The organism is Mobiluncus holmesii ATCC 35242 (genome assembly GCF_000185445.1).
GTDB classification, from domain to species: Bacteria; Actinomycetota; Actinomycetes; order Actinomycetales; family Actinomycetaceae; genus Mobiluncus; species Mobiluncus curtisii.
In genome coordinates, this window is sequence record NZ_GL622346.1 from 1,482,395 (window position 1) to 1,507,699 (window position 25,305).

The window sequence follows — 25,305 nt, forward strand, 5'->3', positions numbered from 1 at the left end:
GAAAACGGTCATTCGTGCACGCCCGCTAGATTCCCCTGCGGGAATAAACAGTGGGATTTGGGCTGTAGCTGCCATTATTGGCAGCTACAGCCCTATTTCCACCTTATTATCCGCAAAAGTAACCCGGACCGGAACAGCGGGCGCGACGGAGCACGGGGCACCTCAGAGAGGCTGGGGGTGAGCGTTTTGCGACAATAAGTCGCGCAAAACGCGAGGGGGTACTCCCCCTACCGCCTCTCGCGAGCGCCCCCGCGACGAAGCTCCCACCACCACTAAAAAAACTTATCCCGGCACGGGACTAACGCGTCGCCGTGGTTATCATTGTCCTGCCTCCAGAAAAAACTTATCCCGGCACGGGACTAACCCCGGGAACTAATCGAGACTGTTGGGATTAAGCAAGAAATCCAGGACACTCATAGTGAGGATTCCGTGCTGGTCATAGGTGGGTTTCACGGTATCGCGCACCAACAAGATTTTCTTAAAGCTGTCCGGGACCTCCACAAGCGGAGCTTTCTCTTGGCGTTCCTTTTCCGAGTCCGGGATACGCCAGGCCGATTGCAGGTAGCAGCGCCGCGAACCCAGATTTGCCACGAAATCTACCTCGAGGTTTTTCCGTATGACTTTGCCATCTTGACGAGCCTGTTTCTCGACGCAACCGACATCGACCGAGAAACCCCGCAGGCGCAGTTCGTTATAGATAATGTTCTCCATCAGGTGGTTTTCCTCGACTTGGCGAAAGTTCAACCTGACGTTACGCAGCCCCACGTCCTCGAAATAGTATTTTTGCGGACTCCCGATATATTTCCGACCTTTCACGTCATAGCGAGACGCCGCCTCGACCAGGAAAGACTCCTTTAGATACCCGATATAGGACGCGATGGTGTTCGCGCTGAGTTTTGACTTCAGGACACTCTTAAACGTCGCCTCTATCCGCGACGGGTTCACCAGCGAACCAACCGAGGACGCCAGCACATTCACCAAGTCCTCTAACTCTTGAGTTTTCTCAATTCCGTTCCGGGCAATAATGTCCTTTAAATAAGTTTCCGCAAACAAGCGCTCCAGGTAGCGCGACTTTTGCTGGTCACTGCGCATCGACAGCACCAGCGGCATTCCCCCATAGAGCACATACTCCGCCCAACCGCCATACCGGTCCCCGTCGAATCCACTCATGTACTCTGCAAAAGACAGTGGCCGCACCCGAACCTCGTCCCCGCGTCCGCGAAACTCGGTCAGCACATCAGTGGAAAGCATCTTCGAGTTACTGCCTGTCACGTAAACATCCACGTTGTAGGAACGGAGCAACCCATTCAAGACTCCGTAAAGGCGCGGAGCCGCCGTCCCTTTCAGCTCTTGGCTTGTAATCGCATACTGGACTTCGTCAATGAGCACGTAGTATTGCGAGGTTTTGTCAAGGAGCCTGGATTTCAGGTAATCGTTGAGCGCGCCGGGGTCGCGGTAAGCTGTCGCATCTTCCGTATCCAGCGCGAGTTCAATAATGTGTTCATCATCTACGCCCAGTTCCCGACGCAGATAATCGGCGAAAAGCCTAAACAGCAGGTAAGTTTTTCCGCAGCGTCGAACCCCGGTAATGACTTTAATCATCCCGTTTTGCATTCGATCAATGAGCTGATTGAGATAAACGTCCCGGCGGATTTCCATACTGTTAGTCTACTTCACTTTGAGCGATTTTGTTACATGTAGCAAAATCGCTCAAAGCACGCGTGTGCGCCAGACCAGACACAGGACTCTGCGCCATTAACACCAAACCCCCTCACCAACAGTGAACTATTCAACTCACCATCGACATTTAAGTGCTACACTTAACGTATTACAGCGCAATGCGAGGGGGAGATTACAATGGCGAAAACTACCACCGCGATACGTTTTGACCAGCAGGAACGTGAGTGGATACAAGCATATGCCGACTTCTTAGGAATCAGTTTTTCACAATTTATCCGTCGGGCAGCGTTAGAAAAACTGGAAGATGCCCTCGACACGCAAGACTATATGCAAGCCCTGAAAGAAGACGACGGCACCCGTTACACCACGGATGAGATTATGCGCGAAGTCATGGAAGACGAGTGACCCAAGCAAATGACTTATCAAGTCCGCTGGACCAATGCCGCTCGCAAAGACCTAAAAAGTATCCCTAAAAAGCAACGCATCCTCCTCGTGACGTGGGTCCGCGACCACCTGGACGGGTGCGAGAACCCCAGAGGCATCCCCCAAGGTAAACAGCTGCAGGGAACCAAAAACGGCTGGCGCTGGAGAATCGGTTCCTACCGAGTGATAGGACAGATTAAAGATCAGGAACTGGTGATTAACATTGTCCGCGCCGGGCACAGACAAGGTGTTTATCGCCCCTTACCCAAGATTTAAGCCACTGATTTATCCCACCAGCAAACACGAGCACTACACACGACCTTCCAACCCGACAAAACTAAAACCACAACCCCGGCACAGAGCGTTGTCAGGATGGCTTTTTGGCGAAAATAAGTACGTAAAATCGCCAATATTGGCGATTTTCAGGACCTAAAACCGGTTTTGGGCTTCATGCGCGGGATCTTATGGGGACTTACACGAACGACCGATTTCAGACCTAAATCTGCACCACAGCGCCCTTGCGCATTTACAAAACCGCTGGTAGCCGCGTTTCCGGCTAAATCATAGGTCGCCAAACCGAACCGAAATCGGTCATTCGTGCAGGGCATGACGTAAACCCCCGCCACGGGCCTGGCGGTAGGATAGAACCTATGCGCGCGAACCTAGACAAGAATCCTCACGACGTCCAATCCATGTTCAATGCCGTGGCTCGACGTTACGATTTGATGAATTTCCTCGTCTCCCTGGGGCAGGAAAAAATATGGCGCGCCCACGTGAAGCGCGCGGTGGTGACGCGGCCATTTCTGAAAGTTCTGGATGTGGCCGCTGGGACTGGCGCCAGCTCGATTGAGTTCGTGCGTGCCGGTGCCAAAGTCGTGGCAGTTGATTTTTCCGAAGGCATGATTGCCGAGGGGCGCCGGCGTCACCCAGAGATTGACTTTCAGCAGGGCGACGCGATGAACCTGGACTTTCCCGACAACACTTTTGATTGCGTCACCATCAGTTTTGGGCTGCGCAACGTGTCGGACCCGGACCAGGCTTTGCGGGAGTTTTACCGGGTGGTGCGCCCCGGCGGACACGTGGTGGTGTGCGAATTTTCCCGCCCGACTTTTGGCCCGTTTAGAGCCATTTATCGGTTCTTTTTGCACCGGGTTATGCCGCCGATTGCCCGGCTGTTCTCGACCGACGCGGTGGCGTATGACTACCTGGCGGAATCTATCTTGGCTTGGCCCTCTCAGTACCAGTTCGCCGCCCACCTGCGCGCGGCAGGTTTCGAGCGCCTGCAGCTCAAGAATCTCACCGGCGGTATCGTCGCCCTGCATCGAGGCTACAAACTGAAGTAACCGCCGGTCCGGGGGCATCTCCTAGAATCGGTAAAACGCAAAAGTTCCTGGTGGCGTTTTTTCGTCGCACACCCGGCTTTTACTGACAATGCGTGGTGATAGACGCATTTCTCCGAAATCGGATTGAAAACCCGTCAAAGAACTTCGGCACCGTTCTCGAAGTCCCGATGACGCCGGCGCTCAGCTCCACCTGGTCGTACCACTGGGGATATTTCTGGTCACCCCTGTGGCACCTCGCCTAATTGCTGGAACACTTGAGAGTGAAAGAAAATTCGTAGTGCGGTGCGGCGACTTGGTAGCATTCCTGCAACTTCGGTCCGCAGCTTTGGGAACCGATTCCCGCCATGCGATGATCCAGGCACAGTACGGTTTCCGGGGTTTCGACCAGTTCATAATCGTGGGCTTTCGCCCCCAGTTCTTCTTGCGTAAAGTGCGACGCGTTGAAACTGAACTCCGCCCCGCTCACCACCTCTAAACTGGCGTTCTCGCCGCTCAACTTGAGGTAGTCACAGGAGCAGCGCGACCCGTTTTCTTGTGGGCGCAAATAGTGCTGGAACAGGTCCCGAACGGGGCTGCAGAAACGCCCGTGCCAGGCAGAACGACGTTTGTCGAGGTAGTTTTCGTGCGGTCCCAGCCCTGACCAGTCGGCGTGGGTAAAGTTTTGGTCCCAGAAGAGCCGCCATCCCAAGCGCGGTAGTTCCGGGAACTGCATATCACGGGTAACGCTGGCGTTCATTCGCAAGGCCCCATCGGCGCCTAGTGTCCACTCCAAGTCCGCTTTCAAAATGGGCTGAATCGACGGCGCCACCAGCGCTACCTGCGATTTCACCACCACGCTCGCACCGGACACCACCTCGACCGAATAGGCATAAGGGGTGCAACGGTCGTAGTGCGCCCGCTCCCACCGCGGCCGGATATACATATCGTTATCGGTCGGGGCGCGCCAAATGTTGAGTTCCATCGGCCGGGTCAGGAGCGACCCCGCGCTGCCACGCCAATCGGTGAGCATTCCGGTGAACCGGGAAAACACGTAAGTGTATGTGCCCAGCTCAATAGTGATTTCCTTGGGGCTGGTTTCGATGCGGGGAGCGTCAGGTGCCGGAATGGTCCGGAGTTCCTGGCTGAGCTGACGGGCAGGCAGACAGCGCGGGTCGGCGTTATCCAGAGCAAACTCGTCGAACCCCAATAAATGCCCCGCCTCCAGGCAGGCGAACGGACGGGACAGGTACGTTTCCACCCTCAGGAAACACCGCCCGCCGGCAGGAACGTCCATGGAAAGCGGAATTTCTACACTCTGGTGGGGCGCCAGCGGGGGCAGCTCGATAGCGCCGCTGTCCTCCGCGCCGTCTCGCACCCTCACCCATTTTAGGGTGGCAAAATCTGCGATGTTGAGGTGATCAGCCATATTGGTCGCCCGCAGCAACCCAGCCTTTTGGTCATAGCTAAACCGCAAGGGACGGTACACATTTTTAACCTCCCACAGCCCGATATGCGGGGTGCGGTCGGGGCTAACCAGCCCGTCGACGCAAAAGTTCCCGTCGTGGGGGTATTCCCCCGAGTCTCCACCGTAGAGCAGACGACCGTCGGCGTCTGGCACTGCGTGGTCACACCATTCCCAAATGAACCCGCCACACATGCGCGCGTCTGCCTGCACCAGGGCCCAGTAATCCTCTAAATCCCCCGGACCGTTGCCCATCGCGTGACAGTACTCCACCAGCAGGAATGGCTTGTCGCCGAGGTTATCCAGATAGTCTGTGATGTCGGAAAGTGGGGGGTACATTCGGGAGTACAGGTCGATATTGTGGTAATCATAAGTGCGGTCGTGGGACCGATAATAGGCGCTTTCGTAGTGCGTCACCCGGGTGGGGTCAAAGTCTTTAATCCACTGCAGCGCGGTTTCGACAGTTACCCCGTAAGCACATTCGTTGCCTGCCGACCAGGAGAACACGCACGGACGATTCTTTTCGCTGTGAACACAGCGCTGGACCCGGTCCAGGATGGCAGGAATCCACTCCGGGTTGTCGGCGATGGGTTTATTCCACAGCTCCACCACGTTTTCTTCCGATTCGTCGGTCAGGACGCGGTTTCGGGTGCCGTGGCTTTCATTATCCGCTTCGCTCATCACGTAAAAACCCAGCTCATCGCACAGATGATAGAACTGGGGGCAGTTCGGGTAGTGGGAGGTGCGCACCGCGTTGATATTGTGCTGGCGCATCAGCTCTAAATCCCGTTTCATCTGGGCTAGCGAGACGACCGGTCCGGTTTGCGCTTCACTTTCGTGACGGTTTACGCCTTTGATTTTGATGGGGTTGCCGTTCATTTTCAGCACGGCGTCAGTGATGGTCACGGTACGGATGCCGACCCGTTCCGTGATGACTTCGTGCGCAGATTCCATCACCAGGGTATAGAGGTGGGGTGCGCCAGGATTCCACAGTTTCGGGTGTTCGAGGTGGAATTCGGTGGCATGGGTGTAGGTTTCGTCCCCATCGCACAAGGGGTGTAGCTCAGTTTGCCCCACAATGTTGGGGCCGTCGGTGAGCGTTACCGTGACCGGGCAGGGTTCCCCACGGAAATTCGCGCGCAGTTTTACGCCGGCACCGTTGGGCTGTATCTCGGTGGTGAGGAAGTAATCGTTGAGGTGTACCGCGGGGCGTTTCAGCAGGTAGACATCGCGGATAATGCCCGAACAGCGGAACTTGTCCTGGTCTTCCAGGTAGCTGCCATCCGACCATTTACAGACCAGTACCGCCAGCGTATTCGTCCCCTCTCGCAGAAACTCGGTGACCTCAAAAGCGGAAACCGTGTGGGAGACTTGTGAATACCCCACGTAACGCCCGTTCAGCCACAGGTAGAAACACGAGTCAACGCCCTCGAAAACGAGGGTGGCATCGGGGGCTTGCGGATCTGGCTGGTAGTGAAACTCATGACGGTAAGCGCCAGCGAGGTTGGTATGGGGCACATAAGGGGGGTCAAAAGGGAAGGGGTAGTTGATGTTCGTGTACTGGTGGGAGTCGTAACCGTGGTACTGCCACGCGCCGGGTGTGGGAATCGTGTCGGGAAGCCCCGCAGCTCCGGGAGTGAAAAAATCCTCCGGCACGTCCTCTACGCAGGGATAGAATCCGAACTTCCACACACCGTTGAGCAGCTGGAAACGGTCTGAACGCTCACGGTCCAGGTTGAAATTCGGGATTTGCGCCGGGGCGCGCGCGACCTCGGGGGAAACCGGAATGTAGTAAGCCCGCGGCGCCACAGTATTTTCGTGTAAAACGTTGAGGTTCTGGTGGTGATTTGGTAACTGCATAAAAGTCTCCTCGGGGAGGTGCCATGGGAATCGTATCCACCGACGCTGGTGTCATCGTTCTCACCGGCACTGGTAACGATAACACAGTTTTGCCGGGGCCGGCGGTGCACATAATTGCCAGGCTGGCCGCCACCCGTAGGTAGCGACCAGCCAGCTAAGCTCATGCTCGCGACTATTGCGCCTGGAGCGTCACGGGAATCTTCTTTTCTGTCCCGCCGCGCACCACGGTCAGTTCCACCGTGTCACCCACGGCATACTGCCGCACGAAGCCGACCAGGGACAACGAGCCTTTCACGGGTTTGCCGTCAATCATGGTGATGATGTCCCCCTGTTTCAGACCGGCTTTATCAGCTGCCGAACCGGAGTTGATTTCTTGCACCCGCGCCCCCAAGCGGGACACTTTGTCTACGGTGGCGACCTCTTGACCCACAACTACGCCGAGCGCCGCGTGTACCGCTTCGCCGTGATCAATCAGCTGGGTAGCAATCATCGAAGCCTGATTAATCGGGATGGCAAACCCCAACCCGATAGACCCTGCCTGCCCCTCTCCGGTCGAGCCGCCAGAACCCGAAAGACTCGCGATAGACGAAGTCACGCCCACTATCCGCCCTCGTGAATCAAACAAGGGACCGCCGGAGTTACCCGGATTCACCGCCGCATCCACCTGAATCGCGTTCGTGGTGACTTCGGTGGGAGCGGTGCTTTTTTCAGGCTGGGAAGGCTGCAGCATCCCGCCACCACCGAAATAACGGCGCAGACCGAAGGGGTCACGTTCATCCTCATCATCGGAACCGCCCCCCTGCACCGCCTGCACTCGCACCGGACGGTTCAGTGCCGAGACAATGCCCGTGGTCACTGTGGACGACAGCCCCAGAGGGTTACCGATAGCCGCGACTGACTCCCCGACTTTCAAGTCGTCAGAGTTACCCAACGGCGCTACGGTCAAGTCTTTCGGAGGGTTCTCGATTTTTATCACTGCCAGGTCGGTCAGCACGTCACGACCCACAATTTTGGCTTTGTACAAGCGCCCGTCGGACAGTTCCACGGTAATGACTCCGTTGCCGTCCGCAGCCCCCGCCACCACGTGATTGTTGGTCAGGATGTGACCTTTCGAGTCGATAATCGAGCCGGAGCCCTGGTCGGATTCGCTGTTCGTTTCCACCGAGATTGCCACCACGGCGGGACGGACCGCTTTGGCGACTGCCTCCCAGTTCGGGTTCTGCGAGTTGGAGTTCGCTACCGGCTCGGGGGTGGCGACGTCTTTATCCTCTGGATTAAACAGGGTGGAACTGGTCGTTTCCCCGTCATGCCCGAGCAAACCGCTCTGTTCGACGGCGTACAAACCACCGGTGCTCAGCAGCGAAGCCGCCACTGCCACGCCAATCAAGGCTCCCCAACCAGGACGGCTTTTTTCCGCTTTGCCCCCTGGGGTTGCTGCCCAAGTCAAGCTGTTTTGCAGCGGGTTTGTCGCCCCGCGGCCGCCAGCAAAGGGGTCGGATGTCGCAAACGGGTTGCCTCCGGGATTGCCCGGCTGACCGGGGTTCATCCCGTTTGGCTGCCCCTGGTTCGGACTGGTCGCGGCAGGTGACGGGCTGGCAGGGTTCGCGAGGGGGTCAGAAAATCCCGGAGTGGTACCCCAAAATGCGTTGGCGCCGTACTGTGTCGAAGGGTTCGGCGATGCCGGATTGGTCGTGTTGGCAGCATTGGCAGAAGTGGGGTCGGTCGGTTTGGTCGAGGCAGCGTCGGGCACACTGGTGAAGTTACCAACGGGCTGTTCAGCCGGGACGCTCCCGGATGGACTGGTGAACCCGTCACCACCAGGACTTGTGAAACCGTCACCGGACGGACTGGCGAACCCCGCGCTGACCGCTTCGCCAGAGGTCGGCGCAACCGCGCTGGCTTGTCCAGCAGGGGTGACCGAGATAATCCGACCGCTCAGGCTCGGAGTTTGTGTCTCGGGGGTCTGCGGGCTGGCCGGCGCCGCGACCTCATTAGAGTTCTGGGGATTCATGGGAATCTGCGTTTCTTGATGTTCCGGGGTGGACCCGGTGTTTTCCCGGCGTTCCGGCGCGGACGCCTCCTCGGGGGAAGCCCAGGGATTATTCGTATCGCTCACTGTTTACTCCTCATAAGTTCTCTTCGGTTTTAACCCGGCGACTTCAAAATTACCTGGGATGCGGGCGGCTGGCAGTGACCAAAGCTCGTTCCCAGGTAGGATTTGCCGGGTTTGAGCTTACTTTCTGCCGGCACTGGCACAGCACCGGTATCGCGTCAACACCAGCACCGGCACCGGCACCGACATCAGCGTAAAGGGTCCCAACTTTGATTCGGACGCTGTGGGATATGTTGCCCCAGCTGCCGGAATCTTCAAAGTCAGGCGGACGGGAGGATGACCTCCATCAGGCTCAAACCCCTGACCGGTTGGCGCAGAGCCGCCACCAGTTCTGCCGGGCTGTCTATCTGCACGGCTTGCCAGCCCGCTGCCCGAGCCAGCTCGCAAATGTCTCCGACCTGGGGGGTGAGGAACATCCGCGTGAAAGTATCCGCCGGAGCTGCGCCGTGTTCCAGGCTGCCAAAAATCCGTCCACCCCCGTTGTTTATCACAATGACCTGCAAGTTTGGCACGGTTTCTACCTGACCGTGGCACAGCGCCCCCAGGTCATGAAAGAACGAAACGTCCCCCAAGATTAGCCGCATCGGTTGCCGCCGTGCCAGCGCGGCTCCCCACGCCGCAGCAATGGTGCCATCAATCCCCGCCAGACCCCGGTTGGTAAAGACACGATGCCCCCCAAACGCGCCGTCCTGGGGATTTACCGACTGGGCGTCTGCCTGCTCGGGGGCTGGAATCAGGTTTCGGGCGAAATTGCGCGCCACCGTGTCAAAAACTCGGATGGTCAGGGAGGCTCCCAGGTACAAATCCAGCGGCTCGGACGCAGTCATGGTGCTGTCCCAAATCGTTTGTGCGGCGCTATGAAAACCCCAGTCACGAGTCAGCGCCGCGACCGCGTTTTCCCCCGCGGCACGCCACATTTCCAGCCAGCTTTCCGGGGTCTCGGCGGCGGGATGGCAGGGAGTCGAGGCTGGCGAGGGTTTCACCACTTTCTCCAGTTCACAAGCCAGGGTGGCAGCGTCTGCCCAGTGCCGCGCGATGTTGCCCGCCAGGTTCACCGTTGTTCCCGGTGCTCCCACGGTTTCCACGGGAATGTCCCGGCGAGAAATGAGTCGCGTAATCGACCGGGTCAGGGTGGGACGGCCCGCGACGATGGCTCGTTCCAGGTTGTGTTCGACCACTGCCGACAATGTGGTTCCGGCAGCTTTGGCGTATCCTCGCACCGCGTGAGGATGGCAGCGCCAGGCGGTTTGCGGCTCGGCAAGGACGGGAATCCCCGCGTTTTTCACTACCTCACGCAAGTCCGCGTAGGTGGCGTCGCTGAGGTCCCCGGCAATCAGCAGGGTGCCGCGGGGTGACTGGTCGGGGTCAAAAGGTTCCTCGCGGGCGTTGGCGCGGACGCTAGCGCTGGCTGTGGCGAACGCTTCGATAGCTTCGGGGGGCGCCAGAGGTTCGATGAAGCTAGCATTGAGGTGTGCTGGACCGGTGGCAGGGAATTGTTTTTCGTTGGTGGCAGGATGGGGAGGAGGAGCTTCACCCCGACAGGCTGCCGCGACCTCAGAGACTACCTCTGACAATACAGCGGAGGTAACGCCGGGTTGTATATCGGCAGCGAAACGCACGAATTCCCCGAAAATTCCCGGCTGCCAGGTGGTTTGATTCGCGCCAGTGCCGCGTAGTGCGGCGGGACGATCTGCGCTGAGGATCAGCAACGGCACCCCCGCATGGGCTGCTTCCATCACAGCGGGGAGGGCGTTGCCCACCGCGGTGCCGGACGTCATCACCAGAACTGCCGGGTGACCCGCTCGTGCCGCCCCTAGCGCCATAAATGCCGCGTCCCGCTCGTCAATACGCACGTGCAGGTCCAGGCGGTGGCTGGCTGCCAAGTGGTTCAAGGCATAGCCCAAGGGGGCATCACGAGAGCCGGGACAGTAAAACCAGTGCGTGAATCCCTGCTGCACCAATAAACGCGCCAACTCCTCAGCGTATTGCTGGGGTGATGCGTCTTTACCATTTCGCTGCCTGGTGTCGTCCACAACTCGCCCTTTCGCTGCTTTGCATCCTTTTTTGCGTCTCCCAGAATCTGGTGAAACCGTTGAAATGCCAGGAAACGAAAGCTGTTTCGGAAACTGCCAGATTTTCGTCTCCGGGGTCAATGCTACCTTTCAAGTACTATCGCACGTACCGAAGGGAGGTTTATGGACAGAACACCGTCAGACAGTTTCGATTCAGTTCAATGCTGACATGGCGCGAATGTTTAGCCATCTTGTTGTGCGGGCACTCAGCCGTTTTCTTGGGGCAGCTGGATTTTGGTGGCACGACCGCCGTGAATCCAATATCCGCGGGCAGGCGGAAAGGCAATGCCGTCTTGAGGGACGCTAACGCCAAAGATGGCGGCAGTGTCGGAGGCACTCAAACCTAGAGAGAGTCCCGCGGCGGGGGCTTTCACCGCCGCATTCAGCTCGGAGTCTGTCATCCAAGACAGTCCGTCGCGGGAAGTGGCAGCGCCGGAGGCAAAGACCAGGTGTCCCTGGCGACGTGCCGCGCGGATGATGTCTGCCATCGCTGTGGCAGCGTCCGTGTTCTGCGCGAATCCGGGCAGGTCGGCAATAAAGATAGCTAGACCGGGGAATCTCGGCGGGGACTTTTGCTCCGCAACGGAGAACAGGTGGTGATAAAAGTCGCGGAAGTCTGAAAAGCCGCAGGCTACCGCGTCCCACATCGCCAGTCCTGCCAAGGTTTTCAACGCGGGCGAGCTTTCCTCGCGGCTCTGTGCAGACAACAGCACCATCCCGGTGTCTGGGCTGGAAGTGCGCAGCGAACGAGCCAGCCAGCGCAGGACTGCCAAGCTCACCGCCCGATCGACTTCCCCGCTACCCCGCGCAATGAGGTACACCCCGCTGGTATTGGTGTTGATTTGTCGACCACCGGGGGCGCTCAGTCCCAGCGCCATTTCTCCCGCGGGAGGTGTGGCGAGGGCGGTGGCAAACACCGGCACGGCTAACCGGGCAATCCGGTGGGCTGGGGTTTTTGCCAAGGCGCCCAAGCGTTCCAGGATGCGTGTTTGGGCAGGCTCGGAGGGGTCGTTACCGAGGACAGCTACCTGAATAGCTCGCGGATCATCCGCAACCACGCCACTGCCAGGGATGGAACCGTTCAACTCGATTCGCATCCCAAATGCACCTCGCCAGGCCACCGGGAGGTTCTCGACACTGTCGGCACTGATGACGAAGTGAATCCCGACGACCCTGCCGCCGGTGATGAGTTCCAGGAAACTGGCGGAGCTGGCTCCCGGCAAGGACTCCAACACGGTTTCCAAACCGTCAATCGCAACAATAATTCGCTCACCACGGTCCATTTCGTCGCCGTCAACAGCATCCGTGCCGAGGGGCATGCCAGGCTGCTTTGCGGGTCGAGCGCCACGCAGCACAGCGCGCAGTTCAGGAAAATCACGGGTGGCGTTGCGCTGCGCCAATGCAGTGCGCCAACGCCACCTGCTGACCAGGTATTCCATCGTGTCGGCAATTGTCTCCGGCTCGTTGGCATGAGCTACCACTCCCACGTTTGCCCAGTTAGACAGCACATCGAGAGTCGAGTCGGCGCTGCAAACATAGAGAGCAACAGGGTTACCTCCGGTGTTTAGACTATCGGCAGCAATAGCTCGCAACACTCCAGTGCGCCCACTACCGCGCGGACCTGCCACGAACAGGTTGCCCTCGTGGTCGGGACTAAACCCAAAGGGGACGACTTCTTGACGCCCCAGGTCATCGCGCACTCCCAGGCGGAACTCCGCATCGCTGGATTGCCCCAAAGACGCCAGGTCATAGACTTTCTCCAGCCCGGAGGTCCACCGCCGGACGGTAGATTTACCGCGATAAAACGACCCTGCCAGCACCGAAAGCGGGGTCAGAGCCGCCGAGTCCCCACTTGTGTCAGTCCGAGGAAAATTCCCCCTCACCAGAGCCGGGACTCGCCGCTGACTGCCCGTCGACAGCGCCGGGGGGAACTCCGTTCCGCCTAGGGGCCCGAAATTCACGGGAGCCAATTCGGAATCACTAAAATCCGTAACCATCAGGGAATTTAAGGTTTGAAAACTGGTCGCAACCCCGCCGACCAGCAGAATTCCGCGACCGGGATGTGAAAAAGCCGACCGCGAATCAATTTCAAGACTGCCGCAAACCACCTCCAGGGCTGCACCTTCCAGATGTAGCACAACACGTGTCGGCAGATATTTCAAGGCTTCACGGGGCAATTTTTCGGTATTCCCGATACTCACCACCAAATGCAACCCCAGGGAGCGGTACATATGCAGCCGTTCAGCCAGCTGCGAGAGCTGCCGCGCGGTAAACGACTCTCCCACGGCGATGACGACAATTAAATCCGCCGGAGTACCCGATATTTTCGCCGCGCGCGCCCGCACCAGGCTGCCCGCCCCGGATTCCCTCAGCCAGTTGTCTCGACGCTCAGTCTCCGCCTCCAGGTAGCGCAGCAACCGGGCAAACACAGCATTTCCCCGCCCCGGCTCAATGCCTAAACAGTGTGGAGTTTGCCCCAGTTCACCCCAGTTCGTAGCGCGGGAATCAAAAATTACCCAGCTCACGTCCTCCGGACGCTGTGTCAGCGCCAAACCCGCCAGGTAAGCAGCGATGGCATTGGTCCGGGCAGCCTGGTTTTCTCCCGCTACAACAGCGTTTTTACCGTCAGCCAAATCCAACAACACCGGACCGGCAGCACCGTAGCCTATCGCTGCCGTGCAGCGACCCCCGTCTCCCGACTCACCGAAAACCGCCGTGCTTTCCTCAGCTGTCAGGGGATAAACATCGGTCAACTGGGCGCTAATAGGCAAAGGCTCGGTGGTTTTGCCCGGTAGCTTCAGATTAGCCAGGAGCTCTGTAACTTTCCGCGCACCAGGGGTGGTCAGCAGCAACGGTTCCACACTCAGTTGGGTCGGACGGGCTGACTGCAGTGGAATCCCGTTAGCGGCGGTGTGCCGTCCCGCCGGCGGGGTAGTTCCGGGAATGCGGGACACACCGTCCTGCCAAGACCCGGTCGCCAGGTCCAGAACTTGCCGCACGGCACTCACCGCACTGCCGAGATTATCAACGGCGTTAACCAGCCAAATTCCGGACTCCCAGGCAAAATCTTCCCATCGAGAGCCTGCCGGGACTTCTCCGTCGATTACCAGCAACAGGCGCTGACGCGAACCGCGCTGCCCCTTTTGACCGCTCCAGGCTTGCGCCAACCTCTCGGCGCTCGCTTCACTCAGGTCACAAACCGGCTCGACCGCTAAATCCTCGCGCACCGCGGCGCCGTGCGGCAGATAGTTAACCCACGTCCACTGTGCAGGTTTCGTCCCGGCGACCACGATTTTTAAATCGGCAGGGGAATAGCGCAAGGCAGCGCGAATCAGGAACTGATTCAGCGCCGGTCCACGCAAGTTCTCGGGACCGGTCATCGCCAGCGGACCAGAATCCGCCGGAACGAAGGCCACTTCCAGACCGGTATGCCCCTCGCCGATGGTAGCGGCACCAATGGCGTTAATCCTGCGGTTAATCGCCGCGATTTGCCCCGAGGCTGCCTGCCCCATCTCCGCGTTAGACACCGAGTCCGGGACCGCGGCTCCGGCTGACCGGTGGACGACCGCGGCGGCTTCTGACCCCGTACTCGATCCCGCAAGCGATCCCCAGCCACGAAACGGAGTCGCCGTCCCGTGGCTGCTCAGCGTAATTTCTGGATAAACCTGGGTGAAACCGACCGGAATGCGCATTTGCGCACTCGCGTGTCCCCACAGTCCAGGCAGCAGGGCGTGGTGGGGATCCGACAGGTCGGGAACACTGTCGCGTATCGCCACGTCACGGCGATGCAAAGCTGCCTGAATCTGGGGAGTGAGCGCAACCATGTCCCGCTCATAACGCACCCAAGCCGCCCGGTTTTGAGTCAACGCCCACCCGACTTCTGAGCCACCCGCAACTACTGCCAAACCCAGCAGGGCAAACGCGACGGCACTGGGGAAAATGACTGCCAGCACCCCAAACAGCACCACCGGCACCACGGGTACGGCAAGCGTCGCGGGATTTGCCAACCACAAGCGTGGTCGCGCCGGCATTTCTATGTTGATTCCCAGCGGTTCGGGGTCAGCAGCCGGTGGGGGTGAATACGCCAGCAGAGACTTCATACCCGCGGGAGCCGGCGGTAACTCGTCGCTCTCCCCCACCAGTGCCAAACCTGCCCCCGGCGGTATCGGCGCTTTTGCCAACGGCAAAACGCGCAGCAGCACGTAAGGTTTACCGACCTGCGCCGGATGTGTCCCGCCCGATTCACCGCGCGGGACTTGTGACCCCGACGTCTCGGCAACGACCGGCAGGGACCCGGTACCGCCCGGATCCAGCAGTGGCGCCAACGGCGTGACGCTGAGACGAGATGTCTGCCCGCCGCCTAAAGCGGTGACCACATCTGCCACTCGGGCGCGGGCGTCTGCCTGCAGCAATACTTCGGCAGGGCTGCCATCCACCAAGATTCGGACTGGTCGTCGCATCAGGCTGCAAACCTCAACAGGTAGTTTGGCGACAGTTCCAGCACGTCACCGGGCTGAATGTTGTACCGCTTGTGCGGCTGTAAATCCACAATCTGACCCGTCGCCCGGCACAAGCGGGTGCCGTTATCAGACCCCAGGTCCTCCACGGTGACTTCCCACCCCTCGGTACAGATTCGGGCGTGAGTGCGGGAAATTTCGAGAATTTCCGGCGGGGTCGTCAGGGAAAATACCCCTTCGCGCCCGTGTGTCTCCGGGGCGCGACCGACCACTAATTCGCCTGTCAGCTCGACAGTCTGCTGGTCGGTGGAACGCACCCAGCCCAGTTTCGGGGATGCCACTTGCATCGGCGCGTCCAGGACACCACCGCACACTCGACAGCGGGGAAAATCCGGCGGGTTATGGTGACCCAGCGGACAAATCCGCACGGTAAACGGGGTACCTCCATCAGCACAGTGTTTCATCGTGCCCCCTCACTGCCTGGAGGTGGGGGCGGGGGTGGCAAAAGGGAGTTTGGGGGCGCGGGCGACTCGGAAAGCGCAGAATCAGCCGGTTCCGTGGGGGCGAGTGCGGATTCCGGGGAGGTCACGTCGAGCACAATCGCGGTCACATTATCGTGCCCGCCCGCCTGTAAAGCCAGGTTCACCAGTGCGTTCACTGCCGCTTCGGGGGTGGGTTTGTCGCCCAGCGCCCGCCCGATGGCACCATCATCAATCATGGAATGCAGCCCGTCGGAGCACACCAGGAAACGCCGGGGCGCCGCCACCGGATAAGTCCAGGTATCAATCTGGGGCAACCCGGCTTGACCAGCGCCAATAGCGCGGGTGATGACGGAGCGGGTCGGCCAGACTCGAGCTTCTTCCACGGTCAGCATTCCCGCCTCGACCATCTCGGCGACTTGGGAATGATCCCGCGTCAGCCGGGTCAACAACCCCTCTCTCAACAGGTAAGTTCGCGAGTCCCCCACGTTGAGAACCAGGAACTGCGCCGGTTCCGACCCGTCCGTAGCGGGGACTGACGCTGACCCGTCAGCCGCGGACTCCCCTAGTGGACCGAGCACCACCAGACCGGTGAGCGTGGTTCCCGGCGGCGAAATCGTGTAGTTAATGTTGGCTTCAACCAGCCCCATGACTTCCTCACAGGCTGCCTCCAGAGATTCCCGCACTACCCGCAAATTAACGTCCGTGCCGGTCAGAGGCTGAATGTGCCCCAGCAGCGTGGCAGAGGCTTGTTTCCCCCCGGCGTGACCGCCCATCCCGTCTGCAACTAAAAAGAACGGCGGCGCCGCCAGGAAAGAGTCCTGGTTTTCAGCCCGTTTCAAACCGATGTCGGTGGCAGCAGCCCAGCGCAGCGTCTCCCCGTGGGCGAGTGTCCAGGTGCCGGTTTCAATCTCCATCGGTTTCGTCCTTCGCTCTCTCCTGATAGCTTCATTGCCGCTGCTAACTAAAGTCTAGCGAACCCGGCGGCCACCTGTTCAACTCGATTCCGCCACCACTGCTGCACTTCCGGGCTGACAGGTGGCAGATTTCCTTTCAGTTCCAGGGTTTCCACCGGATACAGGAATCCGTTTTCGATACGGGGATCCGCGGTGAGGATACTATCTGTGCACAAGCGGAGTGTTCCAAGTCCACAGGCAGCTTTCGTTCGTAGCTGGGTCGCGAGAGCCAGTCCGGCACTCAAGCCCACCCCGGTATCTAAAGCAGAGGACACCACCAAAAGGGGCGCGCTTGTGACACCCGGAGCAGCTGCCCGCAGCCCATCTGCCACCAGAGCCGCGGCACGCGCCGGTCCCCCCAGGGGCATTGCTTTGATAACGGCAGCGGCCAGCCCACTGGCGAGGACCTCGGTGAGCTGCCCGCCCAGGCGAATAGTTTCGTCTGCTGCCACCGGAATCCCCGTCGCCCGCTGCAGTTCGACCAGTTCAGCCAGGGTCTGACAGGGCTGTTCGGCATACTGCAGACCGCCCGGGCCGGCGGCTTCACCCAACCGCGGCAGCGCGGCTGTTGCCTCAGCCAGGCTCCACGCCGCGTTCGCATCTACCCGAATTTTCCCGGTCGCCCCCAACGCCGCACGCACCGCGCGAATCCGCGCAATATCGTCCTCCAGGCTGCTGCGCGGGTCGGCGACCTTCACTTTTGCTGTGCTACAGCCGGACTCCCGGACCAGCCGCGCCGCGGTGTCCGGGTCCACCACCGGCACCGTGACATTGAGGGGAACCGGAGAGAGAGGTGCGGGAAGTCCCCGTGCCGCTACCGCAAATGCTCCCGCGAACCAGGTGGCAGCGACTGGCGGAGGATAGTTCCGGAAGGGCGCCGCCTCAGCCAGACCGGCACTGCCTTGTAAAATCAGCCCTTCTCGCACGGTGATATTGCGAAACTTGACGCGCATCGGCACGGCAAACACCCATGCCCGCTCGATTCCCTGCGCCGTAAACAGCTCGGCGCCGTCCGGACCGGGTTCAAAAGGGGACAGGCGGGCGGAACTGCCAGAATCTTCAACGTGGCTGGTCACGACGACACCACTGCACCGGTCGCCCTCCCGGACTCCGGTAGGGTCAGCGAGGCGGCGACTTTTGCTCCCACGTCTGCCAGCGGTCCGAAATCCGAGCCAGCTGCCTGAAAAGCCAACACCCACAGGGTGTCCCCGATAGCCGCCGCCCAGCGCTGCTGTACTCCCCGACCGTCGGGCAAGCACGAATCAGCCCAAATGGCAGGGCTTTCTGCCAACTGCGAAGTTCCAACTTCCCGCGGCTGCCAACCGGCAGGAACTGCCAGGCGGCGCAGCCAATTCACGCTATTCTCTGGATTTGCCAAGGGCGCGGACATCAACAGAATCCGTGAATGCGGCGCAAAATCATGGGGGGTATCCAACGCAAAACGGCTTTGCAGTTTCAGCCCGGAGACGCGCGCGGGCGCGCTTGGTTCCAGGTTCAACACCCAGGTTTCGGGGTAAGCCAGGGAAACCCCGTCAATCATTTGGGTGTCGAAATAATCAAACCCACGCCGGTTGACTGCCCGTTCCCGGCGCTGCTGCGCGGAGCGGGTGCGTTCCAGTGCCCCCAAAGCTCCATAGAGACGTTCCTCTTTCATCCACCTCGGCTGCAACAGACTCGGCACCGGGGCGGGAACCAACGCCCAAAACGCCACGCCCAGACCTATCAGCGCCAGCAAAGCCGCCAGGGGGATGCCCCACACTCGCCAAAATGACAGCCCGGTTGCATAGGTCACGCAGACCTCGAAAAATGTCACCCCCAGGCACAGGATGGTCAGACCCGGAATCATGATGGTGACGATGCGGTTACCCAAATCAGTCTTTCCGAATCCGTCCCGCAGGAATTTGGCGTAGGGCGTCGCCCAGGTCATGACTACCAGCGCGATTCCCACCAGCGTGGCAACCAGGAACGTGAAATCCACTCTGACCTTCTTTCGGGGTTACATTTCGGGTTTGGTGCTACCGCATCCTCTTAGTAATAATACGGAAACTCGTCCCAGTTCGGGGCGCGCTTTTCGAGGAAAGCGTCGCGCCCCTCGCGGGCCTCCGCGGTCCCATATGCCAGCCGGGTTGCTTCCCCGGCAAACATTTGCATCCCGACCAGGCCGTCATCCACCGCGTTGAAAGCGTATTTCAACATGCGAATCGCCTGCGGGGATTTCCCGGCAATGGTCAGCGCCCAGTCCCAACCGACGCGTTCCAGGTCCTCGTGCGCCACCGCGCGGTTCACCACCCCCCAAGCCTCGGCTTGCGCGGCGGAATAGGTCTCAGCCAGGAAGAATATCTCGCGGGCTTTCTTATCTCCGACTTGCCGAGCCAGCAGCCCCGAACCGTATCCGGCGTCGAAGGACCCGACGTTGGCATCGACCTGTTTGAACTGGGCATGTTCCCGGCTGGCGAGTGCCAAATCACACACCATCACCAGCGAGTGTCCCCCACCGGCAGCCCACCCGTTGACCAGCGCAATGACCGGTTTAGGGGTGGCACGAATGAGGCGCTGCACCTCCAGGATATGCAGTCGCCCGTAGCGTCCAGCCGCGTCTCTCGGGTCGGGGAGGTCCGCAGTTTCAGGAGTTTCCGGGTGTTTCAGGTCAGCAGTCCGCTCGCCCGGGTTTCGGGTTTCACCAGGGCGTTCGGGCGGGTTTGCCGCGCCCTCTGGTGGTTGCAGCGACTCGCTGCGCGGTACGGTCACGTGATACTGGTAACCGTCAGCGCCGCGCACCCGCTGATCCCCGCCACTGCAAAACGCATAGCCGCCGTCACGCGCCGGTCCGTTGCCAGTCAGCAAAATCGCTGCCACGCTGGCAGTCATGCGGGCGTGATCCAGGCAGCGATACAGCTGGTCGACAGTTTGGGGACGAAAGGCGTTGCGCACTTCGGGGCGATTGAACGCGATGCGCACCACCGGCGACGGGCTGCCGTCTGCCAGCACGCCCCGGTGATAGGTCACATCGCTGAGCCCCTCCAGGTCGACTGCCCGCCACCGTTTTGCCTCAAAAATATCTGCCACCGCATTATCTTCCACGCTTAGATTCTAACTGTTCACCAGCGTGTTACGGTCGGCTGGGGTTATTGGAAACTGAAGTTCGGATTGGGCAGCAGCTCAATCCAGGTGGTACCCCGGTTGAGCAGGACGGGCTCGCCGGCAGAGTCCGTCAACTGCAGTGGCGAGCCTTCGGAGTCTTTGGACCAAGTCACTTTGGCGACTGACCCGCCACTGGCGACGTAGGCGGTTCCGCTGCCGGTCAGCACCGTTTCTGGGACTGTAGCCCCCGCAGCGTCTTTCGCACCAGTGTCGATGATGCTGGTCAGCACCACCACCACGTTATCGGTCTGCAACGGCGCTCCTGACCGAGCGCTCGCCGCTGTTCCCCCGTCAACCCGCTGCCAGCGAGAACCGGTCCAGTTGTAGCTTGCGACCAGGGACGGGAAATGCGCCACGAGGGTGTTCGCGGGGTTTCCGGACGAGACCGCGGTGGGCTGCTCCCCCTGGTCGGGGTTGGCGAAATCAAAAATTTGGGGAGCGTCAGGCTCCATAGTGTGTTCTTTGCCGACCTTTTCGTAAAGTTTAGGAATCGATAGATAGAGGTTGTGGGGCATGGCACGGAACTTCACCCGATACAGCGCCCCCCGCGCCTGATCTTCGTTGAAGCCGCACAGTCCGGACGCGGAAACCTGAGATTCAAAGGCGGGGACACCCCCTGAATAGACCAGCATCCCACCGAATGGCGCGGCGATGCCCGGATCCATCGGACGCACGGAACGCACCGGACCGATTTCCTCGGGAGTATGCGCATGGAACACCGCGTTATACCGGGTCATCCCGCCTTCAACCTGTTCTTCGAACACGATGTCGGCGTCTTCCAGCCCGGATTGCGGACGCGCCGCCACGGTGTTTTCCACTTTCACCGCTACCACGGGGTGCGGAGTCGAGTCTTCACGAGGGAGACCGGTCAAGGGCCAAGTGGCGGGTTCCTCGGGCTGGGCGGTGGGGGTGGGAGTTTTTTTCCCAGGTGCCGGATTTACACATGCCGTCAGTCCCAGCATTCCCAGCATTGTCCAGAAAGCCACCAGAACCGCTAGAATCTTATTGAAACCGGCTGTATGACGGGTTCCAGGCGCGTTGCGACGCTCGGCGTAAGCGACTCTGTTTGCCACATTTTCCGCGGTGTTATCCCAGGTTACAGCCATAAATGAACTTTAGCGTTAAGGCAGGGTGAAGTTGGTGAGTGACACAGCGAAGCGGGGGGTTCCCGTCCGGTTCTGTTTCCTGACGGGTGGCACGAAACCCCATGACGTAGTCAATCTGGCTGATGGTTTGGATACCGCGATTGCGCCTTTTCTGACTACCGAGGAACAACTCGCCCGCAGCGGTCGGCAGGTTACGGATGACTACGACTGGGAGGCTGCGCTCGCGGAAATTCGCGCCGAAGAAAACGCCGATGAGCCCACCTCACCCGCAGAAACAGACTCGCCGACGGAACCGGACTGGTCCGCACCAACCAGTGAGTCTCCCCAGGACACCGCCTCTCCGGAAACACCCCAAGATGACGCACCGGCGGATACCCCCTCAGATCAGGCTCCCCGCCAGGAGGTTCGGGAAATCCTGGTACCCATTGCTCCGGGAGTGGATCCGGAACGCGCCCGCAGGATTTTACGGTCGCGACTCAACGGTCCCCTCCCTGCCAAAACTGACTTGATTATGCAGACCTCCGGCTCCCAGACCGGCGACGGGCATTTGGTGGCAATTTCTGCCAGTGCCCTGGTGTCCTCTGCCCGTTCGACTCTGGCTGCCCTGGGCGGACCGGGTCGCTGGATTCTGGCACTACCGACTCACCACGTGTCCGGGCTGCAGGTGCTGACTCGTTCGCTCATTTCCGGGACAAAACCCATCATTGTGGACACTACCAACGGGTTTAAACCCGCCAGTTTGGTGCGCGCGGTTACCCGCGCTACCCAGAACTCCACCCTGCCGGTCTACCTGTCCCTGGTGCCCACTCAGGTATCCAAGATTCTGGACGAGGGCGGGGACGCGGTCGACGCATTGGCAAAAGTGGACACCATCCTGGTGGGAGGAGCCGCGTTTACCCCATTCCTGGCAGACCGGGCGAAAGCCGTAGGCTGGCATGTGGTAGAGACTTACGGGATGACGGAAACCTGCGGGGGCTGCGTCTATGACGGGATTCCCCTGCTGGGCACCCAAGTTTCTACTGTCGGCGATACCGTGTGGGTTGCCGGCACCTCCCTGATGGAAGGTTACGTAGAGAAACCACCAGTCGGCATGGATCCCGCAGAGGTCTCTCCGTGGATTCAAATGGGACCACGTCGCTGGTTTAAGACTTCCGACACCGGGCGGATGGAAGGTCCGCGTTTGATTATTCAGGGGCGCACCGATGATGTCATCAACACCGGCGGGGTGAAAGTCCATGCTTCCGCGGTGGAACAGGCTTCTTTGAGTGTGACGGGGGTCGGTGAAGTGTGTGTGGTCGGGCTGCCCGATGCCCGCTGGGGTGAACTGGTCACCGCGGTGGTGGTACCCGGAGACGACCTCGATGTGGATTTGTTGGCTCCGATGCTGGGTTCTCCGGCGTCCTTGGGGGTTCTCGGAAAAGACGGAATGTCAGAGCCAGATTCTCTGGCGGCGCGGATTCGCACTGCTGTTACCGCGGAGCTTGGCGCTGCCCACGCGCCCCGTGTGGTGGTGGTAGTGCAGCATCTGCCCACCTTAGGACCGGGCAAGGTGGCTCGTCACGAAGTTGCCGAACTGGCGAAACGGGAACTTCGCGCCGGTCGCGCCTGGGTGCGCTAACCCAGCCCCGCAGGACCGGGCGGGCTTAGGACTGCGCCCGGGGGTGTTGGAGGCGGTTTCGCACCAGCCCTGCTATGAGGTTGGGGATAAACGCGAAACCGGCATAGATGCCGGTGAACAGGAAAAATTCATCCCAGTAGATACTGAGGTTAGTGGCAGCGTGCATCGCCAGAAAGAAATGCGGAATAAACAGTACCACCGGAGCGAGGAGCCACCACAGCGACCAGCCGTTGACGATTCCGTCTGCCACCCCGCATCCCAGTCCTAAAAGCGGTAACGCCAGGTAGAAAATCAGCAAAATCCACCCCATACCGTCATCGCCTACAGACTTAAAAATAGGTTGGGTCACATAGGGCAAAGCCAGGAACAGCACGGCGTAAGCTGACCAGATAATCCAGCGTGATTGGGGGTTAGACATCTGCCACCACTCCTTTGTGAATGAAAACCATTTGATAACCATGATACCGGTCGCCCCCCACATTATTTATACTATTTTTCCGTTGGCTATCTTCCAGGCATGTCCAGAAATCGACAAAGCAGGAAAGACCACGGGTTTTACGTTAAGATGAAGCCGTGGTCAGAGTTTTGTTGTTTATCTTGTGGTTGGCGCTGGCTTTGTATGCGCTGATTGATTGCATTCGCACCCCGAAAGATAACCTGCCCGGCAAGATACCAAAAGTTTTGTGGATTATGCTGATTTTGCTGATTAGCCCCATCGGGGCAATAGCGTGGATAATCGTGTCCCGCGTCGCCGCTGCCGAAGCCAAGGGTGGGGTGATTGAACCAAATATCTGGTCCAGTGAGGAATCCGTGTCCCTCAGTTTCGGGCACAGACCTGCCACGGAACAGCCCAGCGCTCCTGACGATGATCCAGAATTCCTCGAGGAAGTCAGCCGGAAATTGCGTGAAAAACAGCGTGAAGAATACGAACGCAAGAAGCGGGAGAAAGAGGATGAGAAGCTCCAACCCCGCCCGGACAAAAATTCCGCCCCAGAGAATCCCACTGACCCACAAAATCCTCCGGACCCCACGGACTCCCCGGACACGAAATCCTGACATCCGGTCTCGTGCGCCTGCCCGCAGTCGCGCGCATTTGCTAATTGATAGCCCGCGCCCTGACTTCCTGCGCTAGCCAGCCGACCGCCAGATTTCGCATCGGGGAATCCCCCCCAAGCCCGGCAGAATCTGCAAGATTTACCGCTACTCCGCGGTTTTCGCGGACGGGTCGACCTTCTTGGCTTTCTCTTTTTCAGCCTTTTCCGCGGCTTGCTCCAAAGCCTCCTGGTTCAGCTCTTCCAGGGTGGCTTGCGCCCGCGCGCGTTCTTTTTCTGCCGCGTCCTGGATTTGTTCCTCACGCAGTCGCGTATCTATGCCTCGGGGTATCCCGGTGGTGTCGTCGACACCATCACCGTCACGGTCACGGAATTCACGGCTCGTCACCAGGGAGGTGGGGGCATCGGAAGGACGGAAGAACACATCAATCCATGCCGTGCGCGGGTCAGAATCCACGAAAATCGCTTTAAAGAACAGCGTCAGGGGCACTGCCAAAATCGCACCCAGCGGACCCATCACCGTGGACCAGACCATCAAAGATAGGAACGAAACAGTGGCGTTCAAGCCCACCGCGTTCCCGGCAATGCGGGGCTGCAAAATATTCAGGAACAGCAGCGACGCAACCATGTAACCGATGAATACCCCAACGGCGGGCCACACTCCATCTAGCGCCAAAGCCAGCAGGATTGGGGGAATCATGGACAGAATGAATCCCACCGCGGGAATGTAGTTCGCGACGAAAGCGAGGATACCCCAGGTCCAGGGGGTCGGCACCCCAAACGCATAGAGAATTCCGACGTCCACCAGTGCTACTACGGCACCAAAAACGGTGGTCATCAGGAAGTAGGTCCGCACCCGCAGGGAAAAGTTGCGCAGGGCGATGGCGAAACCGGGAGCATAGGATGCCAACTCGGCGGCGCGACGTCGCACCACCACGGTGTCTCCAACCACGAAGATCGCCACCATGATGATAAAGAACAGGGTGGTTCCAGCCCCGCTAATCTGGTTAGCAAAGCCGGAGAGGTAGGAAAATATCCGGTTTATGTCCACGTTCTTCCAGGAATCTAGCACGGCAGAAGTGTCGAAGCCACGCCGATCCAGCTGGTTGATGGCATGTTCATAGAGAGCCTGGAACTTTGCGCCGTAGCGAGGCAGTTCAGTCACCATTGCGGTGATAGCAATCGCAATCAACCCCAGCATGATGAACAGGATGGCGAACAGCAGCACAATGTTAACCAAAGCCGCCAACCCCACCGGCCAGCGATGGCGAATCAGCCATTCTGACGCCGGACGCACCGCCAACGCCAGCGAAAATGCCAGGAAAGTCGGCATGAACACCCCGGCTATCAGAGACAGCAGGAAAATTATCAGCGCGCTGGCTGCCAAAGCGAACGCGAAACGCATCCCGGTCGGCCAGGCCTCCAAACCGGATGCTTTCTGCTCGGCTGCTTTTGCCGCGTTAGCACGCTCCGCTTCCGCGCCGGCGCTGCCCCTATCACTGATTACACCAGGCTTTACCGCCTGCACCATCTCTTTTGCCTTATCAAGCATTCCCATAGGAAT

Annotated in this window: 18 protein-coding genes; 5 read left to right on the top strand and 13 right to left on the bottom strand. The window is 59.6% G+C overall.

The window, feature by feature from the left end; translation table 11 throughout:
• Positions 1-372: 372 nt before the first annotated feature.
• Positions 373-1,659, bottom strand: a complete 1,287-nt coding sequence (locus HMPREF0576_RS06400; protein ID WP_004011199.1) for an ATP-binding protein — start codon at positions 1,657-1,659, stop codon at positions 373-375.
• Positions 1,660-1,857: 198 nt separating this feature from the next.
• Between HMPREF0576_RS06400 and relB the strand changes: the two genes are divergently transcribed.
• The 3 genes from relB to ubiE all read left to right on the top strand — a co-directional run bounded on the left by relB (position 1,858) and on the right by ubiE (position 3,446).
• Positions 1,858-2,085, top strand: coding sequence for a type II toxin-antitoxin system RelB family antitoxin (relB, locus tag HMPREF0576_RS06405; RefSeq protein ID WP_004007452.1), 228 nt, complete (start codon positions 1,858-1,860; stop codon positions 2,083-2,085).
• 9 nt (positions 2,086-2,094) lie between these two features.
• The gene (locus tag HMPREF0576_RS06410) at positions 2,095-2,379 is read left to right on the top strand and encodes a type II toxin-antitoxin system RelE family toxin (RefSeq protein ID WP_004007453.1); all 285 of its coding nucleotides are present in this window, start codon (positions 2,095-2,097) and stop codon (positions 2,377-2,379) included.
• A 374-nt stretch (positions 2,380-2,753) separates the two neighbouring features.
• The gene (gene ubiE / locus HMPREF0576_RS06415) at positions 2,754-3,446 is read left to right on the top strand and encodes a bifunctional demethylmenaquinone methyltransferase/2-methoxy-6-polyprenyl-1,4-benzoquinol methylase UbiE (RefSeq protein WP_004011202.1); all 693 of its coding nucleotides are present in this window, start codon (positions 2,754-2,756) and stop codon (positions 3,444-3,446) included.
• A gap of 238 nt (positions 3,447-3,684) precedes the next feature.
• On the opposite strand, the gene HMPREF0576_RS06420 is transcribed toward ubiE, so the two are convergent.
• The 10 genes from HMPREF0576_RS06420 to HMPREF0576_RS06465 all read right to left on the bottom strand — a co-directional run bounded on the left by HMPREF0576_RS06420 (position 3,685) and on the right by HMPREF0576_RS06465 (position 21,071).
• Complete coding sequence (locus HMPREF0576_RS06420) at positions 3,685-6,747, bottom strand: glycoside hydrolase family 2 TIM barrel-domain containing protein (protein WP_004011204.1); 3,063 nt, start codon at positions 6,745-6,747, stop codon at positions 3,685-3,687.
• Between the two features lie 172 nt (positions 6,748-6,919).
• On the bottom strand, positions 6,920-8,863 hold the full coding sequence (locus tag HMPREF0576_RS06425) for a trypsin-like peptidase domain-containing protein (protein ID WP_004007456.1): 1,944 nt from the start codon (positions 8,861-8,863) through the stop codon (positions 6,920-6,922).
• 257 nt (positions 8,864-9,120) lie between these two features.
• A complete protein-coding gene (gene menD, locus HMPREF0576_RS06430; RefSeq protein WP_004011205.1) occupies positions 9,121-10,893 on the bottom strand; it encodes a 2-succinyl-5-enolpyruvyl-6-hydroxy-3-cyclohexene-1-carboxylic-acid synthase in 1,773 nt (590 codons plus the stop codon).
• A 245-nt stretch (positions 10,894-11,138) separates the two neighbouring features.
• Positions 11,139-15,392, bottom strand: a complete 4,254-nt coding sequence (locus tag HMPREF0576_RS06435) for an FtsK/SpoIIIE domain-containing protein (protein WP_004011207.1) — start codon at positions 15,390-15,392, stop codon at positions 11,139-11,141.
• On the bottom strand, positions 15,392-15,853 hold the full coding sequence (locus tag HMPREF0576_RS06440) for an FHA domain-containing protein (RefSeq protein ID WP_004011208.1): 462 nt from the start codon (positions 15,851-15,853) through the stop codon (positions 15,392-15,394). The genes HMPREF0576_RS06435 and HMPREF0576_RS06440 overlap by 1 nt, the downstream gene beginning before the upstream one ends.
• The gene (locus HMPREF0576_RS06445) at positions 15,850-16,785 is read right to left on the bottom strand and encodes a PP2C family protein-serine/threonine phosphatase (protein WP_004011209.1); all 936 of its coding nucleotides are present in this window, start codon (positions 16,783-16,785) and stop codon (positions 15,850-15,852) included. The genes HMPREF0576_RS06440 and HMPREF0576_RS06445 overlap by 4 nt, the downstream gene beginning before the upstream one ends.
• Positions 16,786-16,832: 47 nt before the next feature.
• Complete coding sequence (locus HMPREF0576_RS06450) at positions 16,833-17,900, bottom strand: enolase C-terminal domain-like protein (protein ID WP_004011210.1); 1,068 nt, start codon at positions 17,898-17,900, stop codon at positions 16,833-16,835.
• Entirely contained in the window at positions 17,897-18,802 is a 906-nt protein-coding gene (locus HMPREF0576_RS06455; RefSeq protein WP_004011211.1) for a hypothetical protein, read from the bottom strand. Before HMPREF0576_RS06455 ends, HMPREF0576_RS06450 begins: the two co-directional genes overlap by 4 nt.
• 50 nt (positions 18,803-18,852) lie before the next feature.
• Positions 18,853-19,905, bottom strand: a complete 1,053-nt coding sequence (locus HMPREF0576_RS06460) for a 1,4-dihydroxy-2-naphthoyl-CoA synthase (protein WP_004011212.1) — start codon at positions 19,903-19,905, stop codon at positions 18,853-18,855.
• A 44-nt stretch (positions 19,906-19,949) separates the two neighbouring features.
• Entirely contained in the window at positions 19,950-21,071 is a 1,122-nt protein-coding gene (locus HMPREF0576_RS06465; protein ID WP_004011213.1) for a DUF3048 domain-containing protein, read from the bottom strand.
• A 25-nt stretch (positions 21,072-21,096) separates the two neighbouring features.
• On the opposite strand from HMPREF0576_RS06465, the gene HMPREF0576_RS06470 reads away from it, so the two are divergent.
• Positions 21,097-22,689, top strand: coding sequence for an AMP-binding protein (locus HMPREF0576_RS06470; protein WP_004011214.1), 1,593 nt, complete (start codon positions 21,097-21,099; stop codon positions 22,687-22,689).
• Between the two features lie 25 nt (positions 22,690-22,714).
• Here HMPREF0576_RS06470 and HMPREF0576_RS06475 read toward each other — a convergent pair whose 3' ends face one another.
• Positions 22,715-23,107, bottom strand: coding sequence for a hypothetical protein (locus HMPREF0576_RS06475; protein ID WP_245527359.1), 393 nt, complete (start codon positions 23,105-23,107; stop codon positions 22,715-22,717).
• Between the two features lie 155 nt (positions 23,108-23,262).
• Here HMPREF0576_RS06475 and HMPREF0576_RS06480 point away from each other — a divergent pair, with 155 nt between their 5' ends.
• Positions 23,263-23,745, top strand: coding sequence for a PLD nuclease N-terminal domain-containing protein (locus HMPREF0576_RS06480; protein WP_004011216.1), 483 nt, complete (start codon positions 23,263-23,265; stop codon positions 23,743-23,745).
• A 144-nt stretch (positions 23,746-23,889) separates the two neighbouring features.
• On the opposite strand, the gene HMPREF0576_RS06485 is transcribed toward HMPREF0576_RS06480, so the two are convergent.
• The gene (locus tag HMPREF0576_RS06485) at positions 23,890-25,299 is read right to left on the bottom strand and encodes an AI-2E family transporter (RefSeq protein WP_004011217.1); all 1,410 of its coding nucleotides are present in this window, start codon (positions 25,297-25,299) and stop codon (positions 23,890-23,892) included.
• Between the last annotated feature and the right edge of the window lie 6 nt (positions 25,300-25,305).

Bases quoted from the DNA above. Each gene is read 5' to 3' on its own strand.
- HMPREF0576_RS06400 (WP_004011199.1), bottom strand. From the start codon at position 1,659: ATGGAAATCCGCCGGGACGTTTATCTCAATCAGCTCATTGATCGAATG.
- relB (WP_004007452.1), top strand. From the start codon at position 1,858: ATGGCGAAAACTACCACCGCGATACGTTTTGACCAGCAGGAACGTGAG.
- HMPREF0576_RS06410 (WP_004007453.1), top strand. From the start codon at position 2,095: ATGACTTATCAAGTCCGCTGGACCAATGCCGCTCGCAAAGACCTAAAA.
- ubiE (WP_004011202.1), top strand. From the start codon at position 2,754: ATGCGCGCGAACCTAGACAAGAATCCTCACGACGTCCAATCCATGTTC.
- HMPREF0576_RS06420 (WP_004011204.1), bottom strand. From the start codon at position 6,747: ATGCAGTTACCAAATCACCACCAGAACCTCAACGTTTTACACGAAAAT.
- HMPREF0576_RS06435 (WP_004011207.1), bottom strand. From the start codon at position 15,392: ATGCGACGACCAGTCCGAATCTTGGTGGATGGCAGCCCTGCCGAAGTA.
- HMPREF0576_RS06440 (WP_004011208.1), bottom strand. From the start codon at position 15,853: ATGAAACACTGTGCTGATGGAGGTACCCCGTTTACCGTGCGGATTTGT.
- HMPREF0576_RS06445 (WP_004011209.1), bottom strand. From the start codon at position 16,785: ATGGAGATTGAAACCGGCACCTGGACACTCGCCCACGGGGAGACGCTG.
- HMPREF0576_RS06465 (WP_004011213.1), bottom strand. From the start codon at position 21,071: ATGGCTGTAACCTGGGATAACACCGCGGAAAATGTGGCAAACAGAGTC.
- HMPREF0576_RS06475 (WP_245527359.1), bottom strand. From the start codon at position 23,107: ATGTCTAACCCCCAATCACGCTGGATTATCTGGTCAGCTTACGCCGTG.
- HMPREF0576_RS06485 (WP_004011217.1), bottom strand. From the start codon at position 25,299: ATGGGAATGCTTGATAAGGCAAAAGAGATGGTGCAGGCGGTAAAGCCT.